The organism is Halomonas sp. 1513 (assembly GCA_001971685.1).
In the GTDB taxonomy this organism is placed as follows: domain Bacteria; phylum Pseudomonadota; class Gammaproteobacteria; order Pseudomonadales; family Halomonadaceae; genus Franzmannia.
This window is the reverse complement of the sequence record CP019326.1, coordinates 1,104,072-1,130,320: the sequence shown is the minus strand read 5'-3', so window position 1 is coordinate 1,130,320 and position 26,249 is coordinate 1,104,072. Positions and strand designations below refer to the sequence as shown.

Sequence of the window (26,249 nt, the reverse complement as noted above, 5' to 3'; positions counted from 1 at the left end):
CTTGGGGCGGCCCGCTGCATTTTGGCACTGCGCAAGAGGTCAGACGTCGGTGGGCTGCTCGCCGGGCAGGTCACTCTCCCATCCGCCGCCCAGCGCCTTGAACAGCGTCGCGGTGGCGGTCAGCCGGTCGCGCACCGCCTCGGCCAGCGCCAGCTCGGCGGAGAGCAGCGCGCGCTGGGCATCCAGCACCTCGATAAAGCCGACGAAGCCCTCGCGATAGCGCACCTCTGCCAGCTCCTGGGTACGGCGGATCGCCTCGACCTGCTGGCGGGTCGCCTCGACCCGCTCGCCGCTGGTCTCGTAGCTGACCAGCGCATCGCGCACCTCGTTGAAGGCCAGGTTCACGGTGGCCCGATACTGCACCTCGGCCTGCTCGGACAGCGCCTCGGCGGTGTCGATGCGCGAGCGCGAGCGGCCGAAATCGACGATCGGCCCCATCACCGTAGCGCCCAGCCCCCAGGCCTGAGCCGCCGAGGTGAACAGGTCACCGGCGTCGCCGGCCGCGGTGCCGATCAGTCCGCTGAGGTTGAGGCTCGGCAGGCGGCTGGCCTCGGCGATACCGATCCCCGCATTGGCGGCGACCAGGCCGGCCTCAGCAGAGCGGATGTCCGGGCGCCGCTGGAGCAGCGTCGATGGCAGCATGGTCGGCACGCCGGTAGGCAGCGCGATGTCATCGAGCCGCGTGTCGCCGAAATCGAGCTCATCGAACAGCTCTGCCGGCGACAGCCCCACCAGCGCGGCCAGCGCGCCCTCCAGCGAGCGCACGCGCTGCACCTGGGCCGGCAGCTGGGCGCGGGTGGTTTCGAGCTCCGACTGCGCCTGGCGCAGCGCCAGCTCGTCGGTCTCGCCGGAATCGAAGCGGATCTGCTCGAGGCGGAAGGTCTCCTCCCGCGACTCCAGAGTACTCTCGGTGATGCGCCGCTGCTGCTCGGCGCTCTTGAGGTCGAAGTAGGTCGCCACCACGTCGGTGATCACGTTGAGACGCACCGCATCGTGGGCGAACACGCTCTCCTCGAGCAGCGCCTCAGAGGCCTCGCGCTCCCGCGCCAGACGCCCCCAAAGATCGATCTCGTAGCTCAACTGGCCGGCCACCGAGAAGGTGTTGTCGGTGGACTCGACGCCGAACGGCGAGGCGGTGGCCGGGGTGCGGTCGCGTGAGGCCTCGGCCTGGGCGCCCACCGAGGGCAGCTGCTCGGCGCGTGCCAGGCCCAGCTGGGCCCGCGCCTCCTGGATCCGCGCCAGCTGCAGGCGGACATCCAGGTTCTCGGCGGTGGCGCGCTCGACCAGCGCGTCGAGGCGCGGATCCTCGAACTGGCGCCACCAGTGGCGCCACTCGCTACGCTCCTCCTCGGCCAGCAGCACGTGCTCCGGCCACTCGTCGGGCAGGGCGATGTCCGGGGCCCGGTAGTCGGGCCCCACGGCGCAGCCGGCCAGCAGCGCCGCCAGGATGAGCGGCGCGGCCAGACGCGAGGCGCCGGCAACCTTGGGCTTATGCATGCTTCTGCTCTCCCTGCTCGAGACGACGGGCACGACGCTCACGACCACGCGAGCCCAAGTCATCCATCAATTTATAGAAGAGTGGCACGAACAGCAGCGCCAGGGTACTGGCGAAGATCATCCCGCCGACCACCACCGTGCCGATCTCCTGGCGACTGGCCGCACCCGCTCCGCTGGCGAATACCAGCGGCAGCGTGCCGATGATGAAGGTCAGCGCGGTCATGATGATGGCGCGGAAACGCTGCTGGGCAGCGGCCATGGCGGCATCGAAGGAGGACATCCCGGCGCGCCGGTTCTGGGCCGCGAACTCGACGATCAGGATGGCGTTCTTGGCCGCCAGCCCGATCAGTACCAGCAGGCCGACCTGGAAATAGATGTCGTTGGGGAAGCCACGCAGCGTGGCGGCCAGCGACGCCCCCAGCACCCCGAACGGTACCGCCGAGGCGACCGCCAGCGGCAGGGTCCAACGCTCGTACTGGGCGGCCAGGATCAGGAACACCATCACCAGGCCCAGGCCGAAGGCCAGGCCGCCGGCACCCGCCGCGGCGTCGAGCTGATAGGCCTCGCCGGTCCAGCCCAGCGAACTGTTACCGTCGGTCAGCACCTCGGCGGCTACCGCGTCCATCGCCTCCTTGGCCTGGCCGGTGGTATAGCCGGGGGCGGCATCGGCCAGGAACTTGGCGGCGCTGTTGACGTTGAAGCGGTTGATGATGTCCGGCCCCGGGGTGCGCTCCAGCGTCACCAGGGTCGACAGCGGCAGCATCTCACTGCTCTCGGAGCGCACGAAGACACGGTTGAGATCCTCGGGCTGGCCGCGGAACTCGGCCTCCGACTGCAGGTTCACCTGCCAGTTGCGCCCGGCCAGGGTGAAGTCGTTGACGTACAGCGAGCCGAAGGTGCTCTGCATGGTCTCGAAGATCTGGTTGATCGGCACGCCCATGGCGCGCGCCTTCTCGCGATCGACCTCGGCGCTGTAGCGCGGGATGCTGGTATCCAGCGTGGTGCGCGCATTGACCAGCTCGGGGCGCTCGTTGGCCGCCGCAGCCAGGCGCTGAGCCAGTTCGGCGATCTCGTCAGGCGTGCTGTCGCCGCGCACCTCGAGATAGCCCTCGACCCCGCCGGTCAGCGACAGGCCCTGGATCGGCGGCGGCGTGAAGGCCAGCACGTTGGCCTCGGGAATGCCCGCGCCCATGCCCATGATGCGGCCCGCCAGCGAGGCGGCATCCTGCCCCTCCCCGGTGCGCTCGCTCCAGTCGGCGAGGTTGGCGAAGCCGACCCCGGCGTTGCTGCGCAGCGAGCCGGCGATGATGTCGAAGCCGGCGAAGCTGGTGAACTGGTCGACCTCGTCCATGTCGGTGAGCATCGCCGAGACCTGGTCGCGCACGCTCTCGGTGCGCGACAGTGCCGACACCGCCGGCAGCTGATAGACCACCAGCGCCACGCCCTGGTCCTCCTGGGGCACCAGGCCGGGCGCCATGCGGCTCATCGAGAAGACCGTCACTGCCAGCACGCCGATGAACAGTACGCAGCCGATCAGCGCATGGCGCAGCAGCTTGTTGACCAGCCAGGCGAAACCGTTGGTGAGCTTGTCGAAGCCGCGATTGAACAGCTCGAAGGGCTTGGCCACCTTGTGCTTCTGACCGTCCAGCAGCAGTGCGCACATCGCCGGCGTCAGGGTCAGGGCCACCACCCCGGAGACCACCACCGAGATGGCGATGGTCACCGCGAACTGGCGGTAGAGCTCGCCGGTCAGGCCACCGAGGAAGGTCACCGGGGCGAATACCGCGACCAGCACCAGGGTCGAGGAGAGCACCGCCCCGGCTACCTGGTGCATGGTCTTGATCGAGGCTTCGCGGGCCTCCATGCCCTTCTCGCGCATCAGCCGGTCGACGTTCTCGAGCACGATGATGGCATTGTCGACCACGATGCCGATCGCCAGCACCAGCCCGAACAACGTCAGCAGGTTGACCGAGAACCCCAGCGCCAGCATGCCGGCGAAGGTGCCGATCAGCGACACCGGAATGGCCGCCACCGGGATCAGCGTGGCGCGCAGATGTTGCAGGAACAGGAAGGTCACCAGCACCACCAGCGCCACCGCGATCAGCAGGGTGATGAACACCTCCTTGATCGAGATCTCGACGAACTCGGTGGTGTCGTAGGGGATGGTGTACTCGACCCCTTCCGGGAAGCGCGTGGCGATGTCGTCCAGCGCATCGCGCACCGCGTCGGCGGTTTCCAGGGCGTTGGCCCCGGGCTGCAGGTAGATGCCCATGGGCACCGCGTTCTGGCCGTTGTAGGTGGCCGAGAAGGCGTAGTTCTGGGCGCCTAGTTCGGCGCGTGCCACGTCGCCCAGGCGCAGGCTGCCGCCATCCTCGTCGGCGCGCAGGATGATGTTCTCGAACTCCTCCGGATCGGAGAGCTGGCCGCGGGTGGTCACCGTGAAGGTGAACGCCTGGTCGTCCACCGAGGGCTCGGCGCCCAGCTGGCCGGCGGCGAACTGGGCGTTCTGCTCGCGGATCGCCGCGGCCACGTCGGACGGCGTCAGATCGAACTGCGACAGCTTGTCCGGCGACAGCCACACCCGCATCGAGTAGTCCTGGGCGCCGAACAGCGAGGCGTCGCCGACGCCGGGTATCCGCACCAGCTCGTCGAGCACGTTGAGCAGCGCATAGTTGGAGATGAACAGCGGGTCCTGGCTGCCGTCCGGCGAGTACATCACCGGCACCATCAGGATGTTGGTGGAGCGCGCCTCGACCCGCACGCCCTGGTCGCGGACCTGCTGCGGCACCCGCGCCAGGCCGGCCTGCACGCGGTTGTTGACGTTGATCGCCGCCTGATCCGGGTCGGTACCCATCTCGAACGAGACGGTGATCTGCAGGCTGCCGGCATCGGTGGCACTCGACTCCATGTAGATCATGTCGTCGACGCCGTTGATCTCCTGCTCGAGCGGTGCGGCCACCGCCTCGGACAGCACCTCGGCGCTGGCGCCGGGATAGTTGGCCTGCACCACGATCTGCGGCGGCACCACGTCGGGGTACTGCTCCACCGGCAGTGCGCGCAGCGCGGCAAGCCCCGCCAGCACGACGACGATGGAGATGACCGAGGCGAAGATCGGCCGGTCAATGAAGAACCTGAGCATCACGCCTCCTCGTCATCGGGGACTTGCTGTTCGGCGTCGAATGCCGACTGCTCGGCTTCTTCGGCGGCCTCCTCGTCGTCCTCGACCTCCGACGCCGAGACGTCCATGCCGTCCTGCAGCGCCACCTGGCCGTTGACCACCACCCGGTCGCCGCGCTCGAGGCCGCCAATGACGATCTGCTGACCCTCTTGTACCGGCCCCAGCTGGACGCTGCGCGCCTCGGCCTTGTCGTCGTCATCGACCACGAACACCTGCGGGCCTTCGCTGCCCTGCCCCACCGCCTGGGGCGGAATCAGGAAGGCATCCTCGAGGGTCTGCACCACCACCCGCACGCGCACGAACTGACCCGGCACCACCTCGCCGTCGGCGTTGGGGAATACCGCCCGCGCCGACACGCTGCCGGTGCGCGGGTCGATGGTGCTATCGGTGAAGTCGACCTGGCCGGCCTGGTCGTAGTCGCTGCCGTCAGGCAGGATCAGTGCCGCCTGGCGCGGCGACTCGTCGCCGCTGGCGGCCATCGCCCGGCGCGCGGTGCGCTGCAGGGCGGCATCGTTCTCGGGCAGCGAGAAGCGCACGTGGATCGGGTCCTGCTGGGTCACGCTGGTCAGCAGCTGGCCGCGATCGATCAGGCTACCTTCCGGGAAACTCTCGAGCCCGGTGACCCCGGCCAGCGGCGCGGTGACCTCGGTGTAATCGAGATTGAGCTGGGCGTCGGCGACGCCGGCATCGGCCAGCGCATAGCGCGCCTCGGCCAGTTCGCGTCCCGACAGCGCGGTATCGCGTTCGCGCTCGCTGACCGCGTTCTGGTCGAACAGCGAGGAGATCCGCTGCCACTCGCGGCGCGCCTGGTTGAGGTCGGCCTGGGCATTGGCGCGCTCGGCCTCGGCGCGGCGCAGCGCGATCTCGTAGGGCTCGCGGTCGATGCGAAACAGCGCCTCGCCTTCCTCGACCACCTGCCCCTCGGTGTAGAGTCGCTCCTGAAGGATGCCCTCGACCCGAGCGCGCACCTCGACCTCTCGTGAGCCACGGGCGCGACCGGCGTACTCCTGCACCACCTCGACGTCACGCGGCTCGACGTTGATCACCGACACCGTGGTCGGCGGCTGTCCGTCCGCCTCGCCGCCCGGGGGGCCTTCCTCATCCTCGCCGTTCTGACCACAGGCCGCCAGGCCCACGCTGATCAGCCCTGCCAACAGCAGGGTTCGAATCGGGGTCACGCCCGCTCGGGGTGCCAATCGCATGAGGTGCCTCCAGGTGTGAAACGTATAAGTGACTCCATCCTCGAGTCACCGGGAAAGGTGCGCATTATAGTTACATTCATGTATGTATGGAAGTCTTGTGCCTAAACGGAAGGCGTAGGCAACGAACGGGGAGCCAGCCTAATACCTAAACTAAGATTGAGGTCAAGCATCGGTCCAGCACTGCCGATGCACCGGTTTCTGAGGATAAGGTCAATTAGCTTGCGATGAATGATGGCCACCGCCATATATGTACTAGCCTTAGCCAGGGTTACATTGCTTCCCGCCAATAGAGCCAAGGCAGGTACAACAGGCTATGCTGCAGAGCAGCACAGCTGCTATGACGGAGGCTGAGATGGATGCCCTGGAGCTGGTTCCGCTGGGAAGCTTGGAAATAGCAGTTCGCATCTGGCACCCCAACGCACCGAGAACCGTGGTCGCCTGGCATGGCCTGGCACGCCACGGCGGCGATTTCGAAGGCTTTGCCCGCTCTCTTGGCCCTGAGTGGCGGATCCTGGCCCCAGACACCCCGGGCCGCGGGTTTTCGAGCTGGTCGCCCATTCCCGCCCAGGACTATCTCTATCGCCGCTACCAGTCAGTGGCACTGGCCGTGCTAGATCACTTCGAACTGGAGAAAGTGCCTTGGGTCGGCACCTCCATGGGGGGACTGCTGGGTATGCTGCTGGCAGCCGACGCCGAGAGCGCACATCGCATCGAACGGCTGGTGCTCAACGACGTGGGTCCCGAATTAAATACCGACGGCCTGGCGCAACTGGCGCTCTATTTCGGCAGGCCGCACCACTTCGCCACCTTCAATCAGTTAGAGAGGGAGCTGCGCAGCCACTATGTCGGCTTCGGCATCGAGGGCGACGATGCCTGGCGCCGGCTGGCACTGGGCAGCGCCCGACGCCTGCCCGACGGCAGCTGGACCTACCACTACGATCCGCGAATCGGTGAGCAATTCATCCACGACACACCCCGGGACACCTGGGCAGACTGGCGAGCCATCCAGTGCCCGCTGATGGTGATACGCGGTGCCGACTCGCCATTGCTGGATGCCGAGAGCCTGGTGAAGATGGCCAACGCTCAACCCGCCCTGGTTACCCTGGAAGTACACGGCTGCGGACACGCACCGATGCTCGACCGCGATAGCCAGGTCGCGCCCATCGCCGAGTTTCTCACCCGCCCACACCGGCAACCGCTGCCGCTCCCCCGGCGCTCCTGGTGGCAGCGCCTGGCCGCCGGGTTGAAACGGACAAGCCGGCTGAAGGGTATCGACTAACGGCGAAAGTCCCGCGGCTCCACCCCCCACTTGCGCAACCGAGAGAATAGCGTGGTGGGTCTGAGCCCCAGCAGCTCGGCGGCGCCATCGCGGCCGGATACCTTGCCACCACAGCGCTGCAGGGCGGCGATGGCGTTGTCGCGCTGGCGGCGGCAGAACTCCTGCTCGGGCAGCGGCGCGCTGGCGTCAGCCTCGCTAGTCGCCGGCTCGCTTGGCTCACGGTGAGGACTCGGCGGCTCTCCCAGCAGCAGGTCGTCGAACATCAGGCGGCGATCCTGGGTAACGATCACCTGGCGTTCGATGACGTTCTCCAGTTCACGAATGTTACCCGGCCAGGGGTAGCGCTGCAGGATCTGCAGCTGGGCCGGCGGGATCCTCACCCCCGGCTTGTTGAACTTCTGGCAGGCGCGCTGCAGGAAATGCCGGGCCAGCAGCGGCACGTCCTCAATGCGGCTGCGCAACGGCACCGATTCGATCGGGAAGACATTGAGGCGGAAATAGAGGTCCTCGCGAAACTCGCCGGCCTCGATCATCTCGCCCAGATCGCGGTTGGTGGCGGCGATCACCCGCACATCCACCTCGCGGGTGCGATTGCCGCCAATCCGCTCGAACTGCTGGTCCTGCAGCACCCGCAGCAGCTTGCTCTGCAGCGCCAGCGGGATTTCGCCCACCTCGTCGAGGAACAGGGTGCCGCCATCGGCCAGCTCGAAGCGCCCCGGCCGGTCGCTGACGGCGCCGGTGAAGGCGCCCTTCACATGGCCGAAGAACTCGCTCTCGAACAGGTCGTGGGGAATCGCCGCGCAGTTGACGCGAATCAGCGGCCGGTCGCTGCGCTCGCTGCCGACGTGAATGGCGCGGGCGATCAGCTCCTTGCCGGTGCCCGACTCGCCGCTGATCAGGACGTTGGCATCGGTGGGCGCGACCAGCGCGATCTGGCGAATCAGCTGCGCCACCGCGGGGCTCTCGCCGACGATCTCGCGGTGGTTGAGCTCGGCCTTGATCTCCTCCTGCAGGTACTGGTTCTCGAGCTCGAGACGCTGCTTGAGCGACTCGACTTCGGCCAGCGCGTCGCGCAGTTGCTGCTCGGCGCGCTTGCGCTCGCGAATATCGCGGAACAGCACCACCGCCCCCACCAGCCGCCCCATCTCGAAGATCGGCGTGCTGGTGTATTCCACCGGGATCGCCTCACCGTTCTTGTGCCAGAACACCTCGTCGTCGACGCGGTGCACCTGGCCATCGCTGAACGAGGCGTGGATAGGACACTGCTGCACCGGAAAGTGGCTACCGTCGGCGTGGGTGTGGTGAAACATCAGGTGGGCATCGTGGCCGACCATGTCGTCGCTGCTCCAGCCCAGGATGCGCTCGGCGGCAGGATTGACGAAGGTGGTCTTGCCCTCGGCGTCGAGGCCGTAGATGCCCTCCCCGGCGGCGCCCAGGATCAGCTGATTCTGGCGCTCGATACGCTCGAAGACCTGTTCGACCCGCTCCCAGCCGACGTGGCCGCGGCGGTGCTGGCGGCGCAGGTCGGCCTTGGCGCGGCGCTGCTCGGCCTGGTCGCGGTCGGTCAGGGTCAGCAGCAGCGTCTGGCCGTCGTCGAGGCGCTGGCCGAACACCTCGACGTGGTGCGGCTGACGCGCCAGGTCGAGCACCACCAGGTCATCCGACCAGCCCGGCGAGCGGGTCAGCACCTCGTCGGTAAAGCTCACCCACAGCGGCAGCGAGGCCCCCAGGAAATGGCTGACTGGACGGCTTGCCAGCGCCTCGGCGTCACCGCCCAGCAGGCGGCTGGCGGCAGGATTGGCCTCCAGCAGGTGATCGGTCACTGGATCGATCACCAGCATGGCCTGGGGCGACTGCAGGAAGACGCGCTGATGCAGGGGCGGTACAGGGGGCATGGCGGGCTCCTCAATGGCACATGCCCTAGGTCATACAAAACCCGCGCCAGTCACGACATTTCGTATAAAAACCAACGAAATATCGTAGCTCACGAGATTTCGTGACTGCCGACCGCCCCCTCACGGCCGCCATGCAGAACCGCCAACCCCTTGAATAAAAAAGACTATCCGCCTCCTGACGGCAACTGGCACGGGGCTGGCATTGATTATCCCAGCGTCGCCGTGACTCCCGCTACTGCACCACCGCGGCGCACCCCGACGTCCCACTGCTTCCGTGAGGTGAATAACAACATGAGCGATCACAACGACCACAACAGTCTGGGCAACCCCTTCGACCATCGCCAGTCGCTGATTCATGGCCGCCACTGCGACTGCCACGACTGCCGCCACGACGCCGCGGCACGCCTCGCCGCCGATGGCGCCAAGCGTGACGCGGCGCTGCCGGCCAACAGCGAGGAGATGATGGATCGCGTGGTCGAGAGCGCGCTGGTGCGCGGCATGTTCGGCCATAGCGACATGCATCGCCGCCAGTTCATGAAACTGGTCGGCGGCGGTACCGTGGCCGCCGCGCTGGCCAGCCTGTTCCCCATGGATGCCATCAAGGCGGCGGTCAAGGAAGATCTCGGCCCGCTGGAGAAGACCGAACTGGACGTCGGCTTCATTCCCATCACCTGCGCCACGCCGATCATCATGGCCCACCCAATGGGCTTCTATGAGCGCTATGGCCTCGACGTCAACGTGATCAAGACCGCCGGCTGGGCGCTGATCCGCGACAACTCGCTCAACGATACCTTCGATGCCGCGCACATGCTGTCACCGATGCCGCTGGCGATGAGCCTCGGCGCCGGCTCCAGTCGCCGCTCCTTCATTACCCCGGCCATCGAGAACATCAACGGCCAGGCGATCGTGCTGCACCTCGACCACCAGGACAAGCGCGACCCGCAGCAGTGGAAGGGCTTCACCTTCGGCGTGCCCTTCGAGTACTCGATGCACAACTTCCTGCTGCGCTACTACGTCGCCGAACACGGCCTCGACCCCGACCAGGACATCCAGATCCGCGTCATCCCGCCGCCCGAGATGGTCGCCAACCTGCGCGCCGGCAACATCGACGGCTTCCTGTCACCGGACCCCTTCAACCAGCGGGCGGTCTACGAGCGCATCGGCTTCATCCACCTGCTGACCCAGGAGATCTGGGACGGTCATCCGTGCTGCGCCTTCGCCACCAGCGCCACCTTCGCCCGCGAAAACCCCAATACCTACGGCGCGCTGCTGCGGGCGATCATCGACGCCACCCAGTACTCCTCGGACCCTGCCAACCGCTCCGAGATCGCCGAGGCCATTGCCCCCACCAACTACCTCAACCAGCCGGTCAACGTCATCGAGCAGGTCCTGACCGGGCGTTTCGCCGACGGCCTGGGCGAGGTACGCGACGTCCCCGACCGCATCGATTTCGACCCCTTCCCCTGGCACTCCATGGCGGTGTGGATCCTGACCCAGATGAAACGCTGGGGCTATATCGACGGCGACGTCGACTACCAGCAGGTGGCCCGCGATGTGTTCCTGGCCAGCGAGGCCGGCGAGGTGATGCGCGAGCTGGGCTACGACGCTCCCGAAGAGACCTCGCGCAACTACCAGATCATGGGCAAGACCTTCGACTACACCGACCCCGAAGCCTATCTCGACAGCTTCGACATTCGCAGGAGCTAATCTCATGGACCGCACGACCACCGAGTGGAACTTCAGCCTCAACGTCCGCGCCGGCATCCTTGCCGTACTGCTGCTGGCGCTGTTCGTCGGCCTGTGGGAGGGCCTCAACCGCGCGCCGATTCTGGGCGGCGGCGGCGAACTCAGCGAGTACGAGCAGCTGATGGCCGGCGCCGACGAAACCGCCAGCGTGCCGCCGCCCTCGGCGATCGTGGTGCGCGCCTGGGAGCAGCTGTCGGATCCGTTCTACGATGCCGGCCCCAACGACAAGGGTATCGGCATCCAGCTCGGCTATTCGCTGTTCCGGGTGCTGACCGGCTACTTCGCCGCGGCGCTGATCGCGATCCCCATCGGCTTTCTGATCGGCATGTCGCCGCTGGCCTACAAGGCGCTCAACCCCTTTATCCAGGTGCTGCGCCCCATCTCGCCGCTGGCCTGGATGCCGCTGGCGCTGTTCATCATCCGCGACGCCCAGGCCTCGGCGATCTTCGTGATCTTCATCTGCTCGATCTGGCCGATGCTGCTGAATACCGCCTTCGGTGTGGCCGGGGTCAGGCAGGACTGGGTCAACGTCGCGCGCACCCATGAGCTGTCGCCGCTCAAGACCGCCTTCCAGGTGATCCTGCCGGCCGCGGCACCGACCATTCTCACCGGCATGCGCATCTCCATCGGTATCGCCTGGCTGGTGATCGTCGCCGCCGAGATGCTCGTCGGGGGCACCGGCATTGGCTACTACGTGTGGAACGAGTGGAACAACCTCGACCTGACCAGCGTGATCTTCTCGATCCTGCTGATCGGCGTGGTGGGCATGCTGCTCGACCTGGCCCTCGGGGCCGTCGCCAAGCTGGTCGCCTACCAGGAATAACCTTGAGGAGAGAGACATGAGTCACGCCTTCGTAGAAGTCCAACAAGCCGCCAAGCGCTTTCCCGGCGCCCGGGACGGCGACGACCTGACGGTGTTCGAGAACGTCAGCTTCCAGCTCGAGAAAGGCGAGTTCGTCTGCATCATCGGCCACTCCGGCTGCGGCAAGTCGACGATCATGAACGCCCTGGCCGGCCTCGATCAGTTCAGCGACGGCGCCCTGGTCATGGAGGGCAAGGAGATCGACGGCCCGGGCCTCGAGCGCGGCGTGGTGTTCCAGAACTACAGCCTGCTGCCGTGGCTGTCGGCGCTGGAGAACGTGCGCTTCGGCGTGCGCGCCCGCTGGAAGGAGTGGAGCGATGCCAAGGTCACCGAGCATAGCCTCGCCTATCTCGAGATGGTCGGCCTCAAGGACGTGGTGAACCGCAAGCCGGCGCAGCTCTCCGGCGGCATGCGCCAGCGGGTGAGTATCGCCCGCGCCTTCGCCACCAAGCCCAAGCTGCTGCTGCTCGACGAGCCGTTCGGGGCGCTGGACGCCCTGACCCGCGGGGTGATCCAGGACGAGCTGATCAAGATCTGGAGCCAGGATCAGCAGACGGTGTTCATGATCACCCACGACGTCGACGAGGCGATCCTGCTCGCCGATCGCATCTTCCTGATGACCAACGGCCCCGAGGCGCGTATCGCCGAGGCCGTCGAGATCGACCTGCCGCGGCCGCGCCAGCGCGGCGAGATCGTCAAGCATCCGCACTTCTACACCATCCGCAACTACCTGGTGGATTTCCTGGTGAACCGCTCCGGCGAGCTGCGCACCGCCGATCTCGACCGGCGCGGATTGCACTACCCCGAATCGGTCAACCCGGTCGAGCGCGCCTCGACCGCGGCCGACAGCCCCTCGGCTTCCGACGGCCGTGCCGCGGATGCCGACACCACCCACGACACCCTGGTCAGCTTCACTCCCAAGGAGACGCATCATGGATAAGCTCGAAATGCGCCACACCCTGCTCGCCGCCAAGGCGCGCAAACAGCTCAGCTGGGACGCGATCGGCAGCGCCGTCGGCATGTCACCGGTATGGGTCGCCTCGGCCTGCTACGGCATGAACAGTGCCAGCCACGAGGTCGCCCACAAGCTCTGCGACGTGCTCGGCGTCGACAGCGAGGCGGCCGACGCGCTCAAGGCCTTTCCCACCAAGGCCTGGGACGAGGCGATCCCCCAGGATCCCTTCGTCTATCGCCTCTATGAAGTCGTAGGCGTCTACGGCGAAACCCTCAAGGACGTGGTCCAGGAGAAGTTCGGCGACGGCATCATGAGCGCCATCGACTTCACCATGGAGGTCGACAAGGTCGAGGATCCCAAGGGCGACCGGGTACTGCTGACGCTCAACGGCAAGTTCCTGCCCTATAGGTCTTGGTAAACAGCTAGTCCTGATAGGTCTCGACCCGCGCCACCGCCCGCTCAACCGCGCCGCGATAGCCAGCGCCGAACAGCAGCAGGTGGTTGAGCAGCGGATAGAGCTGGAACAGCGCCTCACGCCTCGGCCAGTCGGCCGGGGCGTCGCCGTTCCAGTAGGCCTCGAAGAAGGCCTCCCCGGGAGCGCCGAACAGCGTCAGCATGGCCAGGTCGACCTCCGGGTAGTGGCGATATACCGCCGGATCGATCAGCGCCGGCCCGCGCGGGGTATACAGCACGTTGCCGCTCCACAGGTCGCCGTGCAGCAGGCTGGCCGGGGCATCCGGCAGCCAGCACTCCAAGCCTTCGGCCTGGGTCTCGATGCGCCGACGCAGGCCGGCGCCCAGCAGGCCGCGCTCATGGCAGGCGGCGGCCAGCGGCAGCAGGCGCCGCTGGCGCTGAAACGCCCGCCCGTCGCTCAACGGCGCGTTGGGCTGAGGGGTCAGCCCGCAGGCGTTGTCGCGCGGCCAGCCGTGCTCGGCTGCGCTGTGCGCATGCAGTGCCCGCAGCCCCTGGCCCAGCGCCCTGGCATCGCCGGCGCCGCCCCGAGCGGCGTGCAGCGCCTCCATTACCAACCACTCGCCCGCCTGACCCAGCACCTCGGGGACCACCAGGCCGCTGTTGGCGGCGCGCAGCGCCTCGAGGCCATCGGCCTCGCCGGCCAGACGCGCCGCGTCATCGCGCTTGACCACCACCGCGCCCTGCTCGGTGTCGAGCCGGTAGACCGCAGCGATGTCGCCCCCCGACATGGCCTGAAGCTTGCCCCGCGGCGTCAGCGCCAGCGACGCCAGCAGTTCCTCCAGCGATGCCTCCATGATGCCCTCCCCTGATGGTGTCGCCTGGCCCCATCCTGCCATGACCGCCCCCCCGACTGGCAAAGCGCCCACGGCTATGGCACAAGGGGCGCAAGACATCCGAGAGGAGCGAGAGCATGTACAAACTGGCATTCTTCGTCCCGCTGGACGCCGCCGAGACGGTCAAGGAGGCGGTGTTCGAGACCGGCGCCGGGCGCATCGGCGACTACGAGGCGTGCTGCTTCGAGACCCGCGGCCGCGGCCAGTTCAGGCCGCTGGACGGCGCCGACCCGCATATCGGCGCGGTCGGCGAGCTGGAGCACGTCGAGGAGCTCAAGGTCGAGCTGGTCTGCGCGGACGGCGTGATTCAGGCCGCCGTGGCCGCCCTCAAGCTAGCCCACCCCTACGAGGAGCCGGCCTACGACGTGTGGCGGCTGGAGGAGCTCTGAGCGCCCTGGCCAGCGTAAGTTCTGATCGCCCCACGCACGCCCTGTGTCTCGATCAGCGCGAGCCAGCCGGCGAAAGCGGCCGATAGCCTGGGCGTGTCGGCCAACTCGTGAAACACCTCACGGATCGTCAGAAAGGCCTGAGGATCGCGCACTGCCTTACGCGCCTCTGCTTTAAGCCGCAGCGCCAGCGGGTCCGAGATCATCGGAACCTGCGACGCCTCGCCGGCCACCCGGCAGTAGTGGCACCACAGCGCCAGTTCCAGCGCCAGCCCGTCGATGGGCAATCCCAGATTCAGTGCATCGCGAATGGCCGGCAGGATGAACTTCGGCTGCCGCGTCGAGCCGTTGGCGCATAGCCTGGTAACGGTGTCACAGATCTCGGCATTGCCGAAGCGCGTCATCACGCTCTCCAGATACCTCGGGTATGCCACAGCGTCGACCACCTTCAAGGCGGGAATGATCTCCCTGTGCTGCAGGGCCAGGAGCCAGCGGCGGATATCCGCATCTGCCACGGCGTCATGCACATGGCGATGCCCCAGCAGCGCGGCGACGTAGGCGATGCTGGCATGCCCTGCGTTGAGAATCCTCAGCTTCATCGTCTCGTAGTGAGAAACGTCATCGACGAATTGCACCCCAACCCGCTCCAGTGGCGGGCGACCGGCGCTGAAGCGCTCCTCGACGATCCACTGCCGGACGGGCTCACACACTACCGGGGCGGCATCCTCGATGCCGAAGCGACGCCTTACCAGGGCCCGCTCCCGCTGGGTCGTGCGCGGCGTGATGCAGTCGACCATCGAGTTGGGGAACGCCACCTCGCGGCTGATCCATCCAGCCAGCTCGGGGTCGATGAGCTGCGCCATGCCCACCACCGCGCGACGGGTCACATCGCCATTGCCGGGGAGATTGTCACAGCAGAGCACAGTGAAGGGCGGATAGCCCTTGGCCCGACGCTCGGCCAGCGCCCGTACGATCATGCCAAAGACGGTCGTCGGGTGAGCCGGGGCGGCGGCGTCGGCCAGGATTCGCGGATGGTCGGCATCGAAGCGGCCCGTCGCCGGTTCGAGAAAGTAACCGCCCTCGGTGATGGTCAGTGAGACGATACGGATGCGCTGATCAGATAGCGCCTGGGTAATGGCCCTGGCGTCGACGGGCACGAAGTCGACCATGGCGCCGACGACCCGAGCCGAGATCGCTCCCGGCTCGAGGTCGACGATGGTAGACAGCCAATCCTGCTGCTGCAGACGCCGCCGCATCGTGACATCCGCCGGCATGACCCCGGATCCGACGATTCCCCAGTCCAGGGCCTCCCCACGCTCGAACAGCCGCTCCAAGTACATCGCCATGTGCGAGCGGTGAAAATTGCCGAGCCCAATATGGAGTATGCCCGGTGCCAGCCTACGGCGATCATAGGCCGGCACCGTCACCCGGTGATGAAGACAAGCGAGCGCATTCTGGCAAAGCGATACCCCCATCGGCGTCTCCCGGTCACCCTCCCAGCCGCTGGGCGAGCTTCTCCTCCAGCGTACGCTGATCCTCGTCGAAGCGGCGAATCCCTTCGGCCAGCTTGTCGTTGGCCATGGCGTCCTGGTTATGGCCCCAACGGAACGCAACCTCATCCAGTTTGCGACTGGGCGCCGCATTGGCGGCGGGCTGCATCGACACCTTGGGCGCCACCTCGCCGTCGCTTGCCGCCAGGTCCTCGAGCAGCGCCGGCGAGATGGTAAGCCGCGGGCAGCCGGCCAGCGCCAGCACCTGGCCGGTAGTGCGGAAGCTCGCGCCCATTACCACCGTCTCATAGCCGCCGCGATTGGCCCGCTCACAAACGCCGCGTACGAACTGCACCCCGGGATCCTCCTCGGGTGCATAGTCGCGGCCGGTTTCCTTCTTGTACCAATCGGTGACCCGCCCCACGAAGGGCGAGACCAGGAATACCCCGGCGTCGAAGCAGGCCTGGGCTTGAGCATCGCTGAACAGCAGGGTCAGGTTGCACTGTATGCCCTCACGCTCCAGCCGCTCGGCGGCGCGAATGCCCTCCCAGGTCGAGGCCAGCTTGATCAAGATGCGGTCGCGACCCACGCCGCGGCGCTCATACAGCTCGATCAGCTCGTGGGCCTTGCGCACGCTGGCCTCTTCGTCGAACGACAGCCGCGCCGCCACCTCGGTGGAGACGCGGCCCGGCACCAGCCCGCTGATCTCGCTGCCGATCGCCACCGCCAGGCGATCCACGGCATGCGCCAGGCGTATATCGTGGGCGACCGCCTCTGCCTTGACCGCCGCCAGTTCGGCATCGATCAGTTCCTGGTAGCCGGGCAGCGCGCAGGCCTTGAGCAGCAGCGAGGGATTGGTAGTGGCATCGTGGGGCTGGTAGCGGCGGATCGCCTCGAGATCGCCGGTGTCGGCGACCACTAACGAGTGGCGTTTGAGCTGGTCGAGTTGGCTCGTGGACGTCATGTGATAGCGCTCCTAGTAAAAAAGTAACGAAAGTGACGGCGGCTCAAGGCGCCAGGGCGTGGCGCTCTGCCAGCGCCCGGTGGTAGCGCGCATAAACCTCGCGATAGGCCGCCACCGCGCCCGGTTCGGGCTCGGCCAGCGAACCGGCGTCGAGATGCACCAGCCGCGCGCACAGCGCCTCCAGCGTCACCCCGTGGGCATGCTGGTGGCACCATGCCGCCTGCAGAGCGGCACCCAGCGCCGCGGCATCGGTGACCTCGGGGCAGATCACCGGTGTGGCGGTAACGTCGGCGACCATCTGCCGCCATACCGGGCTCTTGGCGCCGCCGCCGATCAGGCGGATCTGGCTGGCCCCCTCGGCCAGCGAGCCGAACAGGTCGAGGCCATAGCGCAGGCCGAAGGTCGCCCCCTCCATCACCGCACGGCACAGGTTGGCCTGGGTGACGTTGGCACCGCTCAAGCCGAGGAAGCTCGCCGTGGCTTCCGGCAGCATCGGCACCCGTTCGCCGTTGAAGAACGGCAGCACGGTCACGCCCTCGGCACCCACCGGGGCGCTGGCTATGCGCTCGCCGAAGGTGGCAAGATCGAGGCCGAACAGCTCGCGCACCCGGGTGGTGGCCGAGGTCACGTTCATGGTGCAGATCAATGGCAGCCAGCCACCGGTGCTCGAGCAGAAGTTGGCGACCATGGCACTGTCGGCGATCACCGGCGCCGGTGAGTAGGCACACAGCGTACCCGAGGTGCCCAGGCTCATGGTCACCAGCCCCGGGGTGATATTGCCGGTGCCGATGGCACCGAGCATGTTGTCGCCGCCGCCGCTCGATACCAGCACCTCCGGCGACAGGCCGAGCTCGCGCGCCAGCGCCGGGCGCAGCGTGCCGGCCGGCTCGCTGGCCTCGATGATGCGCGGCAGCACCCGCGCGTGGTCGAGTTCGGGGGCAATGGCGGCGAACACATCCTCGCGCCAACCGCGCGCCCGGGTGTCGAAGTAGCCGGTACCCGAGGCGTCGCCGGCCTCGGTGACCCGCTCGCCGGTGAGCCAGAAGTTGAGATAGTCGTGGGGCAGCAGCAGGCTCTCGATGCGTCGGTACGCCGCCGGCTCACGCTCGCGCAGCCAGGCCAGCTTGGATGCGGTATAGCCGGTCTGCAGCACCAGGCCGAGCTTGTCGAGGCAGCCAGCCTCGCCGCCCAGTTGTTCGACCAGGGCGGCATTGTGTGCGGCGGTCTCGGTATCGCACCACAGCTTGGCCGGATAGACCGGCTCGCCCTGGTCGTCCAGCGCCACCAGCCCGTGCTGCTGGCCGGAGACGCCGATGGCACGCACCGCCAGCGGGTCGATGGCCGCCTGGCACAGCGCCTCGCCCAGGGCGCCGCGCAGCGCCGACACCCACTCACCGGGATCCTGCTCGCGGCGGCCGTGGTCGCCCTCGATCAGCGAATGCGGCCGGCTGGCCTCGGCGAGGATCGTGCCTCGCTCGACGTCGACCACCACCACCTTGGTGCTCTGAGTGCCGCAATCCACCCCGATATACATCATGCCGTCCCTATCCACTGAACCAGTGCCTCGAGGGTAGCGCGTGCACCGCGTTCATGCAGCGATGCCAGACTGGCAAGATAGGCTTCCCGGAAGCGTGGCTGCTCAGCGAGGTCACCGAACAGCTCGGGATTCTCGATAAAGGCGGTCGGCTGCTCGCGGTTACGCTGTGCCAAGGCCATCAGTGGCTGCTTGAGACGATCCACCACCTCGATGGGCCGGCCCTGTTCGTCTATGCCCTCGGCGTAGCGTGCCCAGCTCGCCACCACCGCCGCGCTGAGGCGGATTTCGCCGCCGCGGGCCAGCTGCTCGCGGATCACCGGCACCAGCCACTTGGGGATGCGGTCGGAGCTCTCTGCGCACAGCCGCGCCAGGGTGTCCTTGATCTGCGGATTGGCGAAGCGCTCGATCAGCGTCAGGCGATACTGCTCGAGGTCGACCCCGGGCACCGGGGCCAGGGTGGGACTGCCCTCCTCACGCATATAGGTGAGCAAGAACTCGACGAACAGCGGGTCCTGGCACACCTCGTGGGCGTAGCGGTAGCCGGCCAGGCAGCCGAAATAGCACAGCGCCTGGTGACTGGCGTTGAGCAGCCGCAGCTTCATCAGCTCGTAGGGCTCGACGTCCTCGACCACCTGCACCCCGGCCCGCTCGAAGGCCGGCCGCCCGGCGCCGAAGTGATCCTCCAGTACCCACTGGGTGAAAGGCTCGCAGACCACCGGCCAGGCGTCGCTGACGGCGAAGCGCGCGGCCAGTTCGTCGATGTCGGCCTGAGCGGTCACCGGGGTGATGCGGTCGACCATCGAGTTGGGAAACGCCACCTCGGCGGCCAGCCACTCGCCCAGTTCAGCGTCCCGAGTCCCGGCATAGGCGCTGAACATGCGCTTGGCGACATCGCCGTTGGCCTGGATATTGTCGCAGGACATCACCGTGAACGGGGCGATGCCCCGGGCACGACGCCGCACCAGCGCTTCCACCACCAGGCCGAAGGTCGTGCTCGGCCGGCTCGGCGCGGCGAGGTCGGCACGCACCTGGGGGTTGTCGAGGTCGAACTCACCGCTCACCGGGTGGAAGTTGTAGCCGCCCTCGGTGACGGTCAACGAGACGATGCGGATCGCCGGGTCGGCCATGCGCTCAATCACCGCCTCGGGGTCGTCCGGCGCAAACAAGTAGTCGATCATGCTGCCGATGACCCGCGGCTCGTAGCGGCCATCAGGATGCTTGACCACCAGGGTATAGAGATGATCCTGGGCCGCCAGCGCCTGCTGCATGCGCTTATCGCCGGGCATTACACCGACTCCGACGATGCCCCAGTCAAGGGCCTCGCCCTGGTTCATCAAGCTATCCAGGTACATCGCCTGGTGGGCGCGGTGAAAGCCCCCCACGCCGATATGCACGATCCCCGCCGTGACGGCACCGCGAGCGTAGCACGGGCGGGCCACCTCGGCGGGCAGGCTGGGCAGCGTGGTGGAGTCGAGGGGTGTCATGGCGTGTCTCCAGTGCAAGAGTATTCGGCCCGCCAGGGCCCGGCGTCAGCGCCAGACCAGGTCGGGGGTTCGCGAGTGCCGCTTGACCAGCCGGGCATTCAGCATGTCCTTGTTGCGCGCCTTGTCGAGTGCGGCCTGCGGGCCCTGGCCCATGCCCCGCCAGCGCTCCACCAGACGTCGCTCGAGCTCGTCGTCGTCGACCTCTAGCATCACGCTGAGGTCGAACAGCGGCGCCAGATCGCACCACGGCGCCTGGTCGAGGAGAAGGTAGTTGCCCTCGACCAGGATGATGCGGTGTTCCAGCGCGACGATGCGCCCACCGGCCCGGGCCAGGTCCAGTGGGCGGTCGAAGACCGGCACCGCGACCGCTGCGTCGGCGCGGCGAATGCGCAGCAGGTCGGCATGCAGGCCAGCGATGTCGAAGGTGTGTGGCGCGCCCTTGAACGGGACCTGCTCGGCGCCCAGCACCGCGTTGTCGAAGTGGTAGCCATCCATCGGCACCACCACCACCTGGCCGGACAGCTCGGCATCGATGGCCTGCCACAGCTGCTCCGACAGCGTCGACTTACCGGCCCCCGGCGGGCCGGCAAGGGCGACCACGAAGCGCTCGGCATCCGCCGCGGCGGCGATGATGCGCTGGGCAATGGCATGCAGTTCTTGGCTCACGTGGAGCTCTCCTTTGCAAATCAACGAAGGCCCATGATGGCGCGCCTAGTTCGCCGTGTAACCGCCATCGATGCGCAGATCGGGGGGCACGCAGGCCTCGGCGTAGGCCCCCAAGGTGCGGTCGATATGGTGGCGCACCAGCGCGCGGGCATCGGCGGTCAGCTCAGCGCGGCGGATCGCCTGATACTGCTGCGGCAGGTACTGGCTGATCAGCGTCGGCGGTATCGCTGCCGCGTCGAGCGCGTCGAACAGCGCCTCGACCGCAGCGGCCACCTCGGGCTGCGCCCAGTAGTAGCGGCTGCGGTCGCTGAGGCTGTAGCGACGGGCGAAGCGCTGCTCGTCGGCACTCCCCTCGTAGTAGGCCTGCCAGTAGCGCGGCTCGACGCGCATGGCCACCTCCAGGGTTTCGCGCAGCGGCGTCTTCCACGCCACCGCCGGCGCTTCCAGGGCAATATGGTCGAGGGCGAACAGCGCCTCGCGCAGGGCGAAGGTCAGCGCCGGCCCCACCTTTAGAATCGCGAAGTGGCCCTTCACCAGCTCGCGGTAGGCGCGCGGCGTCTGGTAATCGGTGGAGTGGGCCTCGAACACCAGGTTGGGCCAGGCGTGGATGGCGGCGCTCAGCTCAGCGGCGGCGGCCGGCACGAAGTCGATCACCTCGGTATGGCCGAACTCCACCCCGGGCTGCACCACTACCCCTCGCACGCGCTGCCAGGCCTCGCTCAGCCCATGGGCGGCAAACACCTGGCGATGGGTCTCGAGGGTCCGCTGCAGCTCGTCGGTGCCGGTCACGGCAAGGCTGTCGAGGTGTTCCTGGGCACCGCCGGGCACCGGCACTTCGGTACCGATCACATAGCGCAGCCGGTCACGCCGCTCTCCGGCTGCCTGTTCGGCGGCACGCGCCAGGCGCGCGGCCCGGGCCGCCACCGTGGCATCGTCGAGCGCCGGCGGGTCATCGGCGCAGGGCATGCTGGCGTCGAGATGCAGCTTGGTGAAACCGGCCGCGGCGTAGGCGGCCACCATCGCTTCGGCCTTGGCCATGGCCGCCTCGGCGGACTCGGCCTGCCACGGCGACGGCCCCAGATGGTCGCCGCCGAGGATCAGCTGCGCCTCGGGCAAGCCTCGCCGTGCCGCCAGGGCCAGCACCCGGTCGCGCAAGTCGGCCGGCGTCATGCCGGTGTAGCCGCCCTGCTGATTGACCTGGTTGCAGGTCGCCTCGACCAGCAGCGGCGTGGCATCGGCCTGGGCTCGCTCGATGGCGGCCTCGAGCACCAGCGGGTGGGCCGAGCACACCGAGGGAATGCCGCACATCTCGCCGCGCCGGTTGGCGGCCACGATCTCGTCGAGAGGATGACTCACTGCGTCTCTCCTGCAGCGGCGAGCCGCTGCTCCAGGGTGGCAAGATCGCTGCAGCCCTCCATCGGCCCCAGCACGGTCACTGCATGGGCGCCGGCGGCATTAGCCAGCCGCAGTGCCTGGTGAAGCTCGCAGCCGGCGGCCAGGGCGGCGATCAGCGCCCCGCCGAAGCAGTCACCGGCGCCGGTGGGGTCGACCTCCTCGACGCTAAGGCCGGGCACTTCGAGGCGCTCGCCGTCGCGGTAGGCGACACAGCCCTCGGCAGCACGCTTGAGCACCAGCAGCGACATGCGCTGCTCGCTCAGCAGCCGCTGTGCGGTTCGTTCGGCGTCCTCGCCGGCAGCGGCCAGCCATTCGAGGTCGGCATCGCTGGGCAGGAAGATATCGCAGCCGGCGACGAGCTCGAGCAGCGCCTCGCGTACGCCGGGACGCTCGATCAGCTCATCGCGCACATTGGGGTCAAAGCTGATCTGCCCGCCGTTGGCCCTGACCCGCGCCACCAGCCGTCGCACGATGGCGATGGCCGCCGGCGACGACAGCGACGAGCCCATCACGTGGCAGTAGCGGCATGCCGCCAGTCGCTCCAGCTGATCGTCGTCGAGGGTCTGCTGGCCGGCGGCGCTGTGCGCCAGGTTGAAGATGAAGCGGCGGCTGCCGTCGGCCTGGTAGCTGACGAAGGCGCTGCCGGTGGGACGCTCGAGATCGCGCTGCACGGCGCCAACATCGATGCCGTCCTCGCGCAGGCGGGCGACGATCAGGTCGCCGAAGCCGTCGTCACCCACGCGTCCGGCATAGGCGACCCTCGCGCCCATGCGTGCCGCCTGGGAGGCGAAGATCGCCGGGGCGCCGCTGGCAAAGGGGCCATGGAAGCGGCCGGTGGCGTCGAAACGCTGGTCGCGGGCCTCGGCCATGAACTCGGCGAGCAGCTCGCCGCTGGTGGTGATATCGAACATGGCTCAGCTCATCCAGTTGCCGCCGTCGACGTTCAAGGTCTGCGCTACCACGTACTCGCTGTCGTCGCAGGCCAGGAACAGCGCCGGACCGACGTAGTCCTCGGGGCGCCCCATGCGGCCATAGGGCACCGCCTCGCCGACCAGGCGCTTCTTCTCGCCCAGCGGGCGCCCTTCATAGCGGGCGAACAGCGCATCGACCTCCGCCCACATTGGCGTGTCGACCACCCCGGGGGCGATGCCGTTGACGCGAATGCCGTGCTTGATCAGATCCAGCGCACAGGACTGGGTGAGGCTGATCACCGCCGCCTTGGTGGCACAATACGTGCTCACCAATGCCTCGCCGCGGCGCCCGGCCTGGGACGACATATTGATGATCGCCCCACCCTGGCCGCGGGCGACCATCGCCCTGGCCACTGCCTGAAGGGTGAAGAACAGGCCCTTGACGTTGACGTTGAACTGCTTGTCGTAGCTGGCTTCGGTCACCTCGAGTACCGGCTGCATGTCGAACAGCGCGGCATTGTTGACCAGGATATCGATGCCGCCGAAGCGCTCGCTGACCTGTGCCACCATGGCCTCGATGGCCTGTATATCGCAGACGTCGAGGCGCACGCCCATCAGACGTCCCGCGCTCTGGCCATCGGCATCGAGGGTCGTCAGTGCCGCATCGATGGCGCGCTGGTCGATATCGGCGATGACCAGCTTGGCGCCCTGGGCCAGGTAGCCCTGGGCGATGGCCAGGCCGATGCCGCGGGCACCGCCGGTGATCACGGCCACCTTGTCATTGAGTTTCATCACTTGCTTCTCCTTGAAGGCAGGCTCAGCCCGGCACTCCGCCAGTCGCTCACCAGCTCGGCTAGATGCTGCATATGGTCGATCACCCGCCAGGCGCCGGCGGCCTCCAGCCGCGCCGCCTGCCCCGCTTCGATATGACTGGCGCCGGTGAAGCCCACCACGGTCATGCCGGCGGCATGGGCCGCAGTAACACCGGCGACGCTGTCCTCGATTACCAGGCACTCATCGGCCGCCACGCCCAGCCGCATAGCGGCCAGCCGGTAGAGAGCGGGATCGGGCTTGGGATGCTCGACCTCATCGGCCGTGAAGATCGGCGCCTCGGCGAGCAAGGCATCCAGCCCAGTACAGGCAAGCGACGCCACTACCCGCTGGCGGCGGCTGTTGGAGACCACCGCCTTGGGCAGCGGGATGGCGCCGATGGCCGCCGCGACGCCGGGCATGGCCTGCAGCTCCTCGGCCAGGCGCGCCTCGATGGTGCTATCGACCCGCTGGGTGGCATCGGCAGGCAACCGATGGCGGCTGTGTGCCTCAAGATGGCGCAGGATATTGGCGGTGGTCATGCCCAGCGCCTGGCGCAGCTCGCTCTCGGCGTGCAGGTCGGGCAGCCACTCGCCGAGCAGCTCAATCAGTGTCGCCTCGGCGATCGCCTCGCTGTCGACCAGCACGCCGTCACAGTCGAAGATCAGGGTCGGCGTCGGCCTCATGGGCTACCCTCGGGGCGCTCGCGATTATTCTCAGACCGTTCGCGGCTGTCCTGGCGCACCAGCCCCGAGAGCGGGTGACGCGCCAGGCTCGCCAGGGCCAGGCCCTGGGCGTCGAACAGGTGTGCCCGCGAGGGTTCGAAACCGAAGTTCACCCGCTGGTTGACACGATAGGTGACGTCGCCGTCGGCGGTGATGGTGATGATGCCGTCGTCCATCTCGACGTAGAGCGAGGTCTGGCCGCCCAGCCGCTCGATGACCTTGATCTGCCCTGACAGCGGCCCCTGGTCGTCGAGCAGCAGATGCTCGGGGCGAATGCCCAGCTCCAGTGCATCGCCTGCCTGGGCCCCCTCGCCGTTCACCGCCACCTCGCTGGTGCCGCCCCCGGGCAGCGCCACGCGCACCCCGCTGGCAGACACCGCCTGAGCCGTGACCGGCAGGAAATTCATCTTCGGCGAGCCGATGAACCCCGCCACGAAGCGGTTGCAGGGATGGTGATAGAGCTCCATCGGCGAACCGACCTGCTCCACCACGCCGCCCTGCAGCACCACGATCTTGTCGGCCATGGTCATGGCTTCGATCTGGTCGTGGGTGACGTAGATCATGGTGGCGTCGAGCTCTTCATGCAGCCGTGCCAGCTCGATACGCATCTGTACCCGCAGCGCCGCGTCGAGGTTGGAGAGCGGCTCGTCGAACAGGAAGATGCTTGGGTTGCGTACGATGGCGCGGCCGATCGCCACCCGCTGGCGCTGGCCGCCGGAGAGCGCCTTCGGCTTGCGGTCGAGCAGCGGCTCGAGCTGCAGGATGCGCGCCGCTTCGAGCACCTTGTCGCGCCGCGCCTGCTTGCCTACCCCGGCCAGACGCAGGCTGAAGCCCATGTTGTCCTCGACGGTCATGTGCGGGTAGAGCGCATAGCTCTGGAACACCATCGCCAGGCCGCGGTCGGCGGGCCCGACCTCGTTGATGCGCTCGCCGTCGATGAGCAGATCGCCGGAGGTGGCACTCTCGAGTCCGGCGATGATCCGCAGCAGGGTCGACTTGCCGCAGCCCGAGGGGCCAACGAAGACCACGAATTCACGGTCGTTGACCTCCAGGTCGATGCCCTTGAGCACCTCGGTGTCGTCGAAGCGCTTGACGACTTGCTTGATCTGTAAGGTAGCCATAGTCAGGGTCCTGTTACTTGACGGCGCCGAAGGTCAGGCCGCGTACCATCTGTTTCTGGGTGAGCCAGCCGAAGATCAGGATCGGCGCGACCGCCATGGTCGAGGCCGCCGACAGCTTGGCCCAAAACAGGCCTTCGGGACTGGAGAAGGAAGCGATATAGGCGGTCAGGGGAGCCGCTCGCGAACTGGTGAGGTTGAGGCTCCAGAAGGCCTCGTTCCAGCTCAGGATCACCGACAGCAGGCCGGTGGAGGCAATCCCCGGCAGGGTCAGCGGGATCAGCAGGTAGAGCATTTCCTGAGTGGTACTGGCACCGTCCATGCGCCCCGCCTCGAGGATGTCCTTGGGCAGGTCCTTGAAGAAGGTGTAGAGCATCCAGATCACGATCGGCAGGTTCATCAGGGTATAGATGACGGTCAGGCCGATACGCGTGTCGAGCATGCCCAGGTCGCGGAAGATCAGGTAGATCGGCACCAGCACGCCCACCGGCGGCAGCATCTTGGTGGAGAGCATCCATAGCATGGTGCCCTTGGTGCGCTTGGTGGGCAGGAAGGCCATTGAGTAGGCCGCCGGGATGCCGATGATCAGCGCCAGCAGGGTCGAGCCGAAGGCGACGTAGACGCTGTTATAGGCGAAGTGGAAATAATCGGCGCGGCCCTGCACGGCGGCGTAGCTGTCCAGCGTCGGCGTGAAGAACAGCGTCGGGTCGGCGATCGCCTGGGCCTCGGTCTTGAAGCCGGTGAGGATCATCCACAGGATCGGGAAGAAGATCACGAAGGTGATGCTCCAGGCCAGCACGGCCAGGACAAAACGCTGTAGACGTGAGGTATTCATGAGGGCT

Annotated in this window: 22 protein-coding genes; 6 read left to right on the top strand and 16 right to left on the bottom strand. The window is 67.5% G+C overall.

The features are described 5' to 3' along the window. Positions 1–39 precede the first annotated feature (39 nt). Genes BWR19_05215 through BWR19_05205 form a run of 3 tightly spaced genes read right to left on the bottom strand, consistent with a single transcriptional unit; the run spans position 40 to position 5,877 of the window. Positions 40–1,497: an RND transporter gene (locus BWR19_05215; GenBank protein APX92386.1), complete on the bottom strand. Its 1,458-nt coding sequence runs from the start codon at positions 1,495–1,497 to the stop codon at positions 40–42. Then, on the bottom strand, positions 1,490–4,636 hold the full coding sequence (locus tag BWR19_05210; protein ID APX92385.1) for an RND transporter: 3,147 nt from the start codon (positions 4,634–4,636) through the stop codon (positions 1,490–1,492). Before BWR19_05210 ends, BWR19_05215 begins: the two co-directional genes overlap by 8 nt. Further along, on the bottom strand, positions 4,636–5,877 hold the full coding sequence (locus BWR19_05205) for an efflux transporter periplasmic adaptor subunit (protein APX92384.1): 1,242 nt from the start codon (positions 5,875–5,877) through the stop codon (positions 4,636–4,638). Before BWR19_05205 ends, BWR19_05210 begins: the two co-directional genes overlap by 1 nt. A gap of 352 nt (positions 5,878–6,229) precedes the next feature. Here BWR19_05205 and BWR19_05200 point away from each other — a divergent pair, with 352 nt between their 5' ends. After that, on the top strand, positions 6,230–7,156 hold the full coding sequence (locus BWR19_05200; GenBank protein APX92383.1) for an alpha/beta hydrolase: 927 nt from the start codon (positions 6,230–6,232) through the stop codon (positions 7,154–7,156). Here BWR19_05200 and BWR19_05195 read toward each other — a convergent pair. Further along, the gene (locus BWR19_05195) at positions 7,153–9,051 is read right to left on the bottom strand and encodes a Fis family transcriptional regulator (protein APX92382.1); all 1,899 of its coding nucleotides are present in this window, start codon (positions 9,049–9,051) and stop codon (positions 7,153–7,155) included. The genes BWR19_05200 and BWR19_05195 overlap by 4 nt on opposite strands. A 291-nt stretch (positions 9,052–9,342) precedes the next feature. Here BWR19_05195 and BWR19_05190 point away from each other — a divergent pair, with 291 nt between their 5' ends. From BWR19_05190 to BWR19_05175, 4 genes are read left to right on the top strand one after another with little or no spacing between them, the layout of a single operon-like run. Continuing rightward, the gene (locus tag BWR19_05190; protein ID APX92381.1) at positions 9,343–10,758 is read left to right on the top strand and encodes a nitrate ABC transporter substrate-binding protein; all 1,416 of its coding nucleotides are present in this window, start codon (positions 9,343–9,345) and stop codon (positions 10,756–10,758) included. A 4-nt stretch (positions 10,759–10,762) separates the two neighbouring features. Continuing rightward, positions 10,763–11,620: a nitrate ABC transporter, permease protein gene (locus tag BWR19_05185; GenBank protein ID APX92380.1), complete on the top strand. Its 858-nt coding sequence runs from the start codon at positions 10,763–10,765 to the stop codon at positions 11,618–11,620. Between the two features lie 16 nt (positions 11,621–11,636). Further along, the gene (locus BWR19_05180) at positions 11,637–12,599 is read left to right on the top strand and encodes a nitrate/sulfonate/bicarbonate ABC transporter ATP-binding protein (GenBank protein ID APX92379.1); all 963 of its coding nucleotides are present in this window, start codon (positions 11,637–11,639) and stop codon (positions 12,597–12,599) included. After that, positions 12,592–13,032: a cyanase gene (locus BWR19_05175; protein APX92378.1), complete on the top strand. Its 441-nt coding sequence runs from the start codon at positions 12,592–12,594 to the stop codon at positions 13,030–13,032. The genes BWR19_05180 and BWR19_05175 overlap by 8 nt, the downstream gene beginning before the upstream one ends. A 4-nt stretch (positions 13,033–13,036) precedes the next feature. Here BWR19_05175 and BWR19_05170 read toward each other — a convergent pair whose 3' ends face one another. Then, complete coding sequence (locus BWR19_05170; GenBank protein ID APX92377.1) at positions 13,037–13,882, bottom strand: aminoglycoside phosphotransferase; 846 nt, start codon at positions 13,880–13,882, stop codon at positions 13,037–13,039. A 116-nt stretch (positions 13,883–13,998) separates the two neighbouring features. Between BWR19_05170 and BWR19_05165 the strand changes: the two genes are divergently transcribed. Then, the gene (locus BWR19_05165) at positions 13,999–14,310 is read left to right on the top strand and encodes an NGG1p interacting factor NIF3 (GenBank protein APX92376.1); all 312 of its coding nucleotides are present in this window, start codon (positions 13,999–14,001) and stop codon (positions 14,308–14,310) included. On the opposite strand, the gene BWR19_05160 is transcribed toward BWR19_05165, so the two are convergent. Genes BWR19_05160 through BWR19_05110 form a run of 11 tightly spaced genes read right to left on the bottom strand, consistent with a single transcriptional unit; the run spans position 14,280 to position 26,242 of the window. Continuing rightward, positions 14,280–15,782, bottom strand: coding sequence for a mannitol dehydrogenase (locus tag BWR19_05160; protein APX92375.1), 1,503 nt, complete (start codon positions 15,780–15,782; stop codon positions 14,280–14,282). The genes BWR19_05165 and BWR19_05160 overlap by 31 nt on opposite strands. A 13-nt stretch (positions 15,783–15,795) precedes the next feature. Continuing rightward, positions 15,796–16,761, bottom strand: coding sequence for a transaldolase (locus BWR19_05155; protein ID APX92374.1), 966 nt, complete (start codon positions 16,759–16,761; stop codon positions 15,796–15,798). A gap of 43 nt (positions 16,762–16,804) precedes the next feature. After that, positions 16,805–18,295 (bottom strand): xylulokinase, encoded by a 1,491-nt coding sequence (locus BWR19_05150; protein APX92373.1) that lies wholly within the window; start codon positions 18,293–18,295, stop codon positions 16,805–16,807. Further along, complete coding sequence (locus BWR19_05145) at positions 18,295–19,782, bottom strand: mannitol dehydrogenase (GenBank protein ID APX92372.1); 1,488 nt, start codon at positions 19,780–19,782, stop codon at positions 18,295–18,297. Before BWR19_05145 ends, BWR19_05150 begins: the two co-directional genes overlap by 1 nt. A gap of 45 nt (positions 19,783–19,827) precedes the next feature. Further along, positions 19,828–20,448, bottom strand: coding sequence for a nucleoside/nucleotide kinase family protein (locus tag BWR19_05140; GenBank protein APX92371.1), 621 nt, complete (start codon positions 20,446–20,448; stop codon positions 19,828–19,830). Positions 20,449–20,493: 45 nt separating this feature from the next. Next, positions 20,494–21,858, bottom strand: a complete 1,365-nt coding sequence (locus tag BWR19_05135) for a D-tagatose-bisphosphate aldolase, class II, non-catalytic subunit (protein APX92370.1) — start codon at positions 21,856–21,858, stop codon at positions 20,494–20,496. After that, a complete protein-coding gene (locus BWR19_05130; GenBank protein APX92369.1) occupies positions 21,801–22,754 on the bottom strand; it encodes a carbohydrate kinase in 954 nt (317 codons plus the stop codon). Before BWR19_05130 ends, BWR19_05135 begins: the two co-directional genes overlap by 58 nt. Before the next feature lie 3 nt (positions 22,755–22,757). Continuing rightward, entirely contained in the window at positions 22,758–23,546 is a 789-nt protein-coding gene (locus BWR19_05125) for a sorbitol dehydrogenase (GenBank protein ID APX92368.1), read from the bottom strand. After that, a complete protein-coding gene (locus tag BWR19_05120) occupies positions 23,546–24,250 on the bottom strand; it encodes a haloacid dehalogenase (GenBank protein APX92367.1) in 705 nt (234 codons plus the stop codon). The genes BWR19_05125 and BWR19_05120 overlap by 1 nt, the downstream gene beginning before the upstream one ends. Next, positions 24,247–25,410 (bottom strand): ABC transporter, encoded by a 1,164-nt coding sequence (locus BWR19_05115; GenBank protein APX92366.1) that lies wholly within the window; start codon positions 25,408–25,410, stop codon positions 24,247–24,249. Before BWR19_05115 ends, BWR19_05120 begins: the two co-directional genes overlap by 4 nt. A 13-nt stretch (positions 25,411–25,423) precedes the next feature. After that, positions 25,424–26,242 carry a sugar ABC transporter permease gene (locus BWR19_05110; GenBank protein APX92365.1) on the bottom strand — a complete coding sequence of 273 codons (819 nt, stop codon included), beginning with the start codon at positions 26,240–26,242 and terminating at the stop codon, positions 25,424–25,426. Positions 26,243–26,249: the final 7 nt, after the last annotated feature.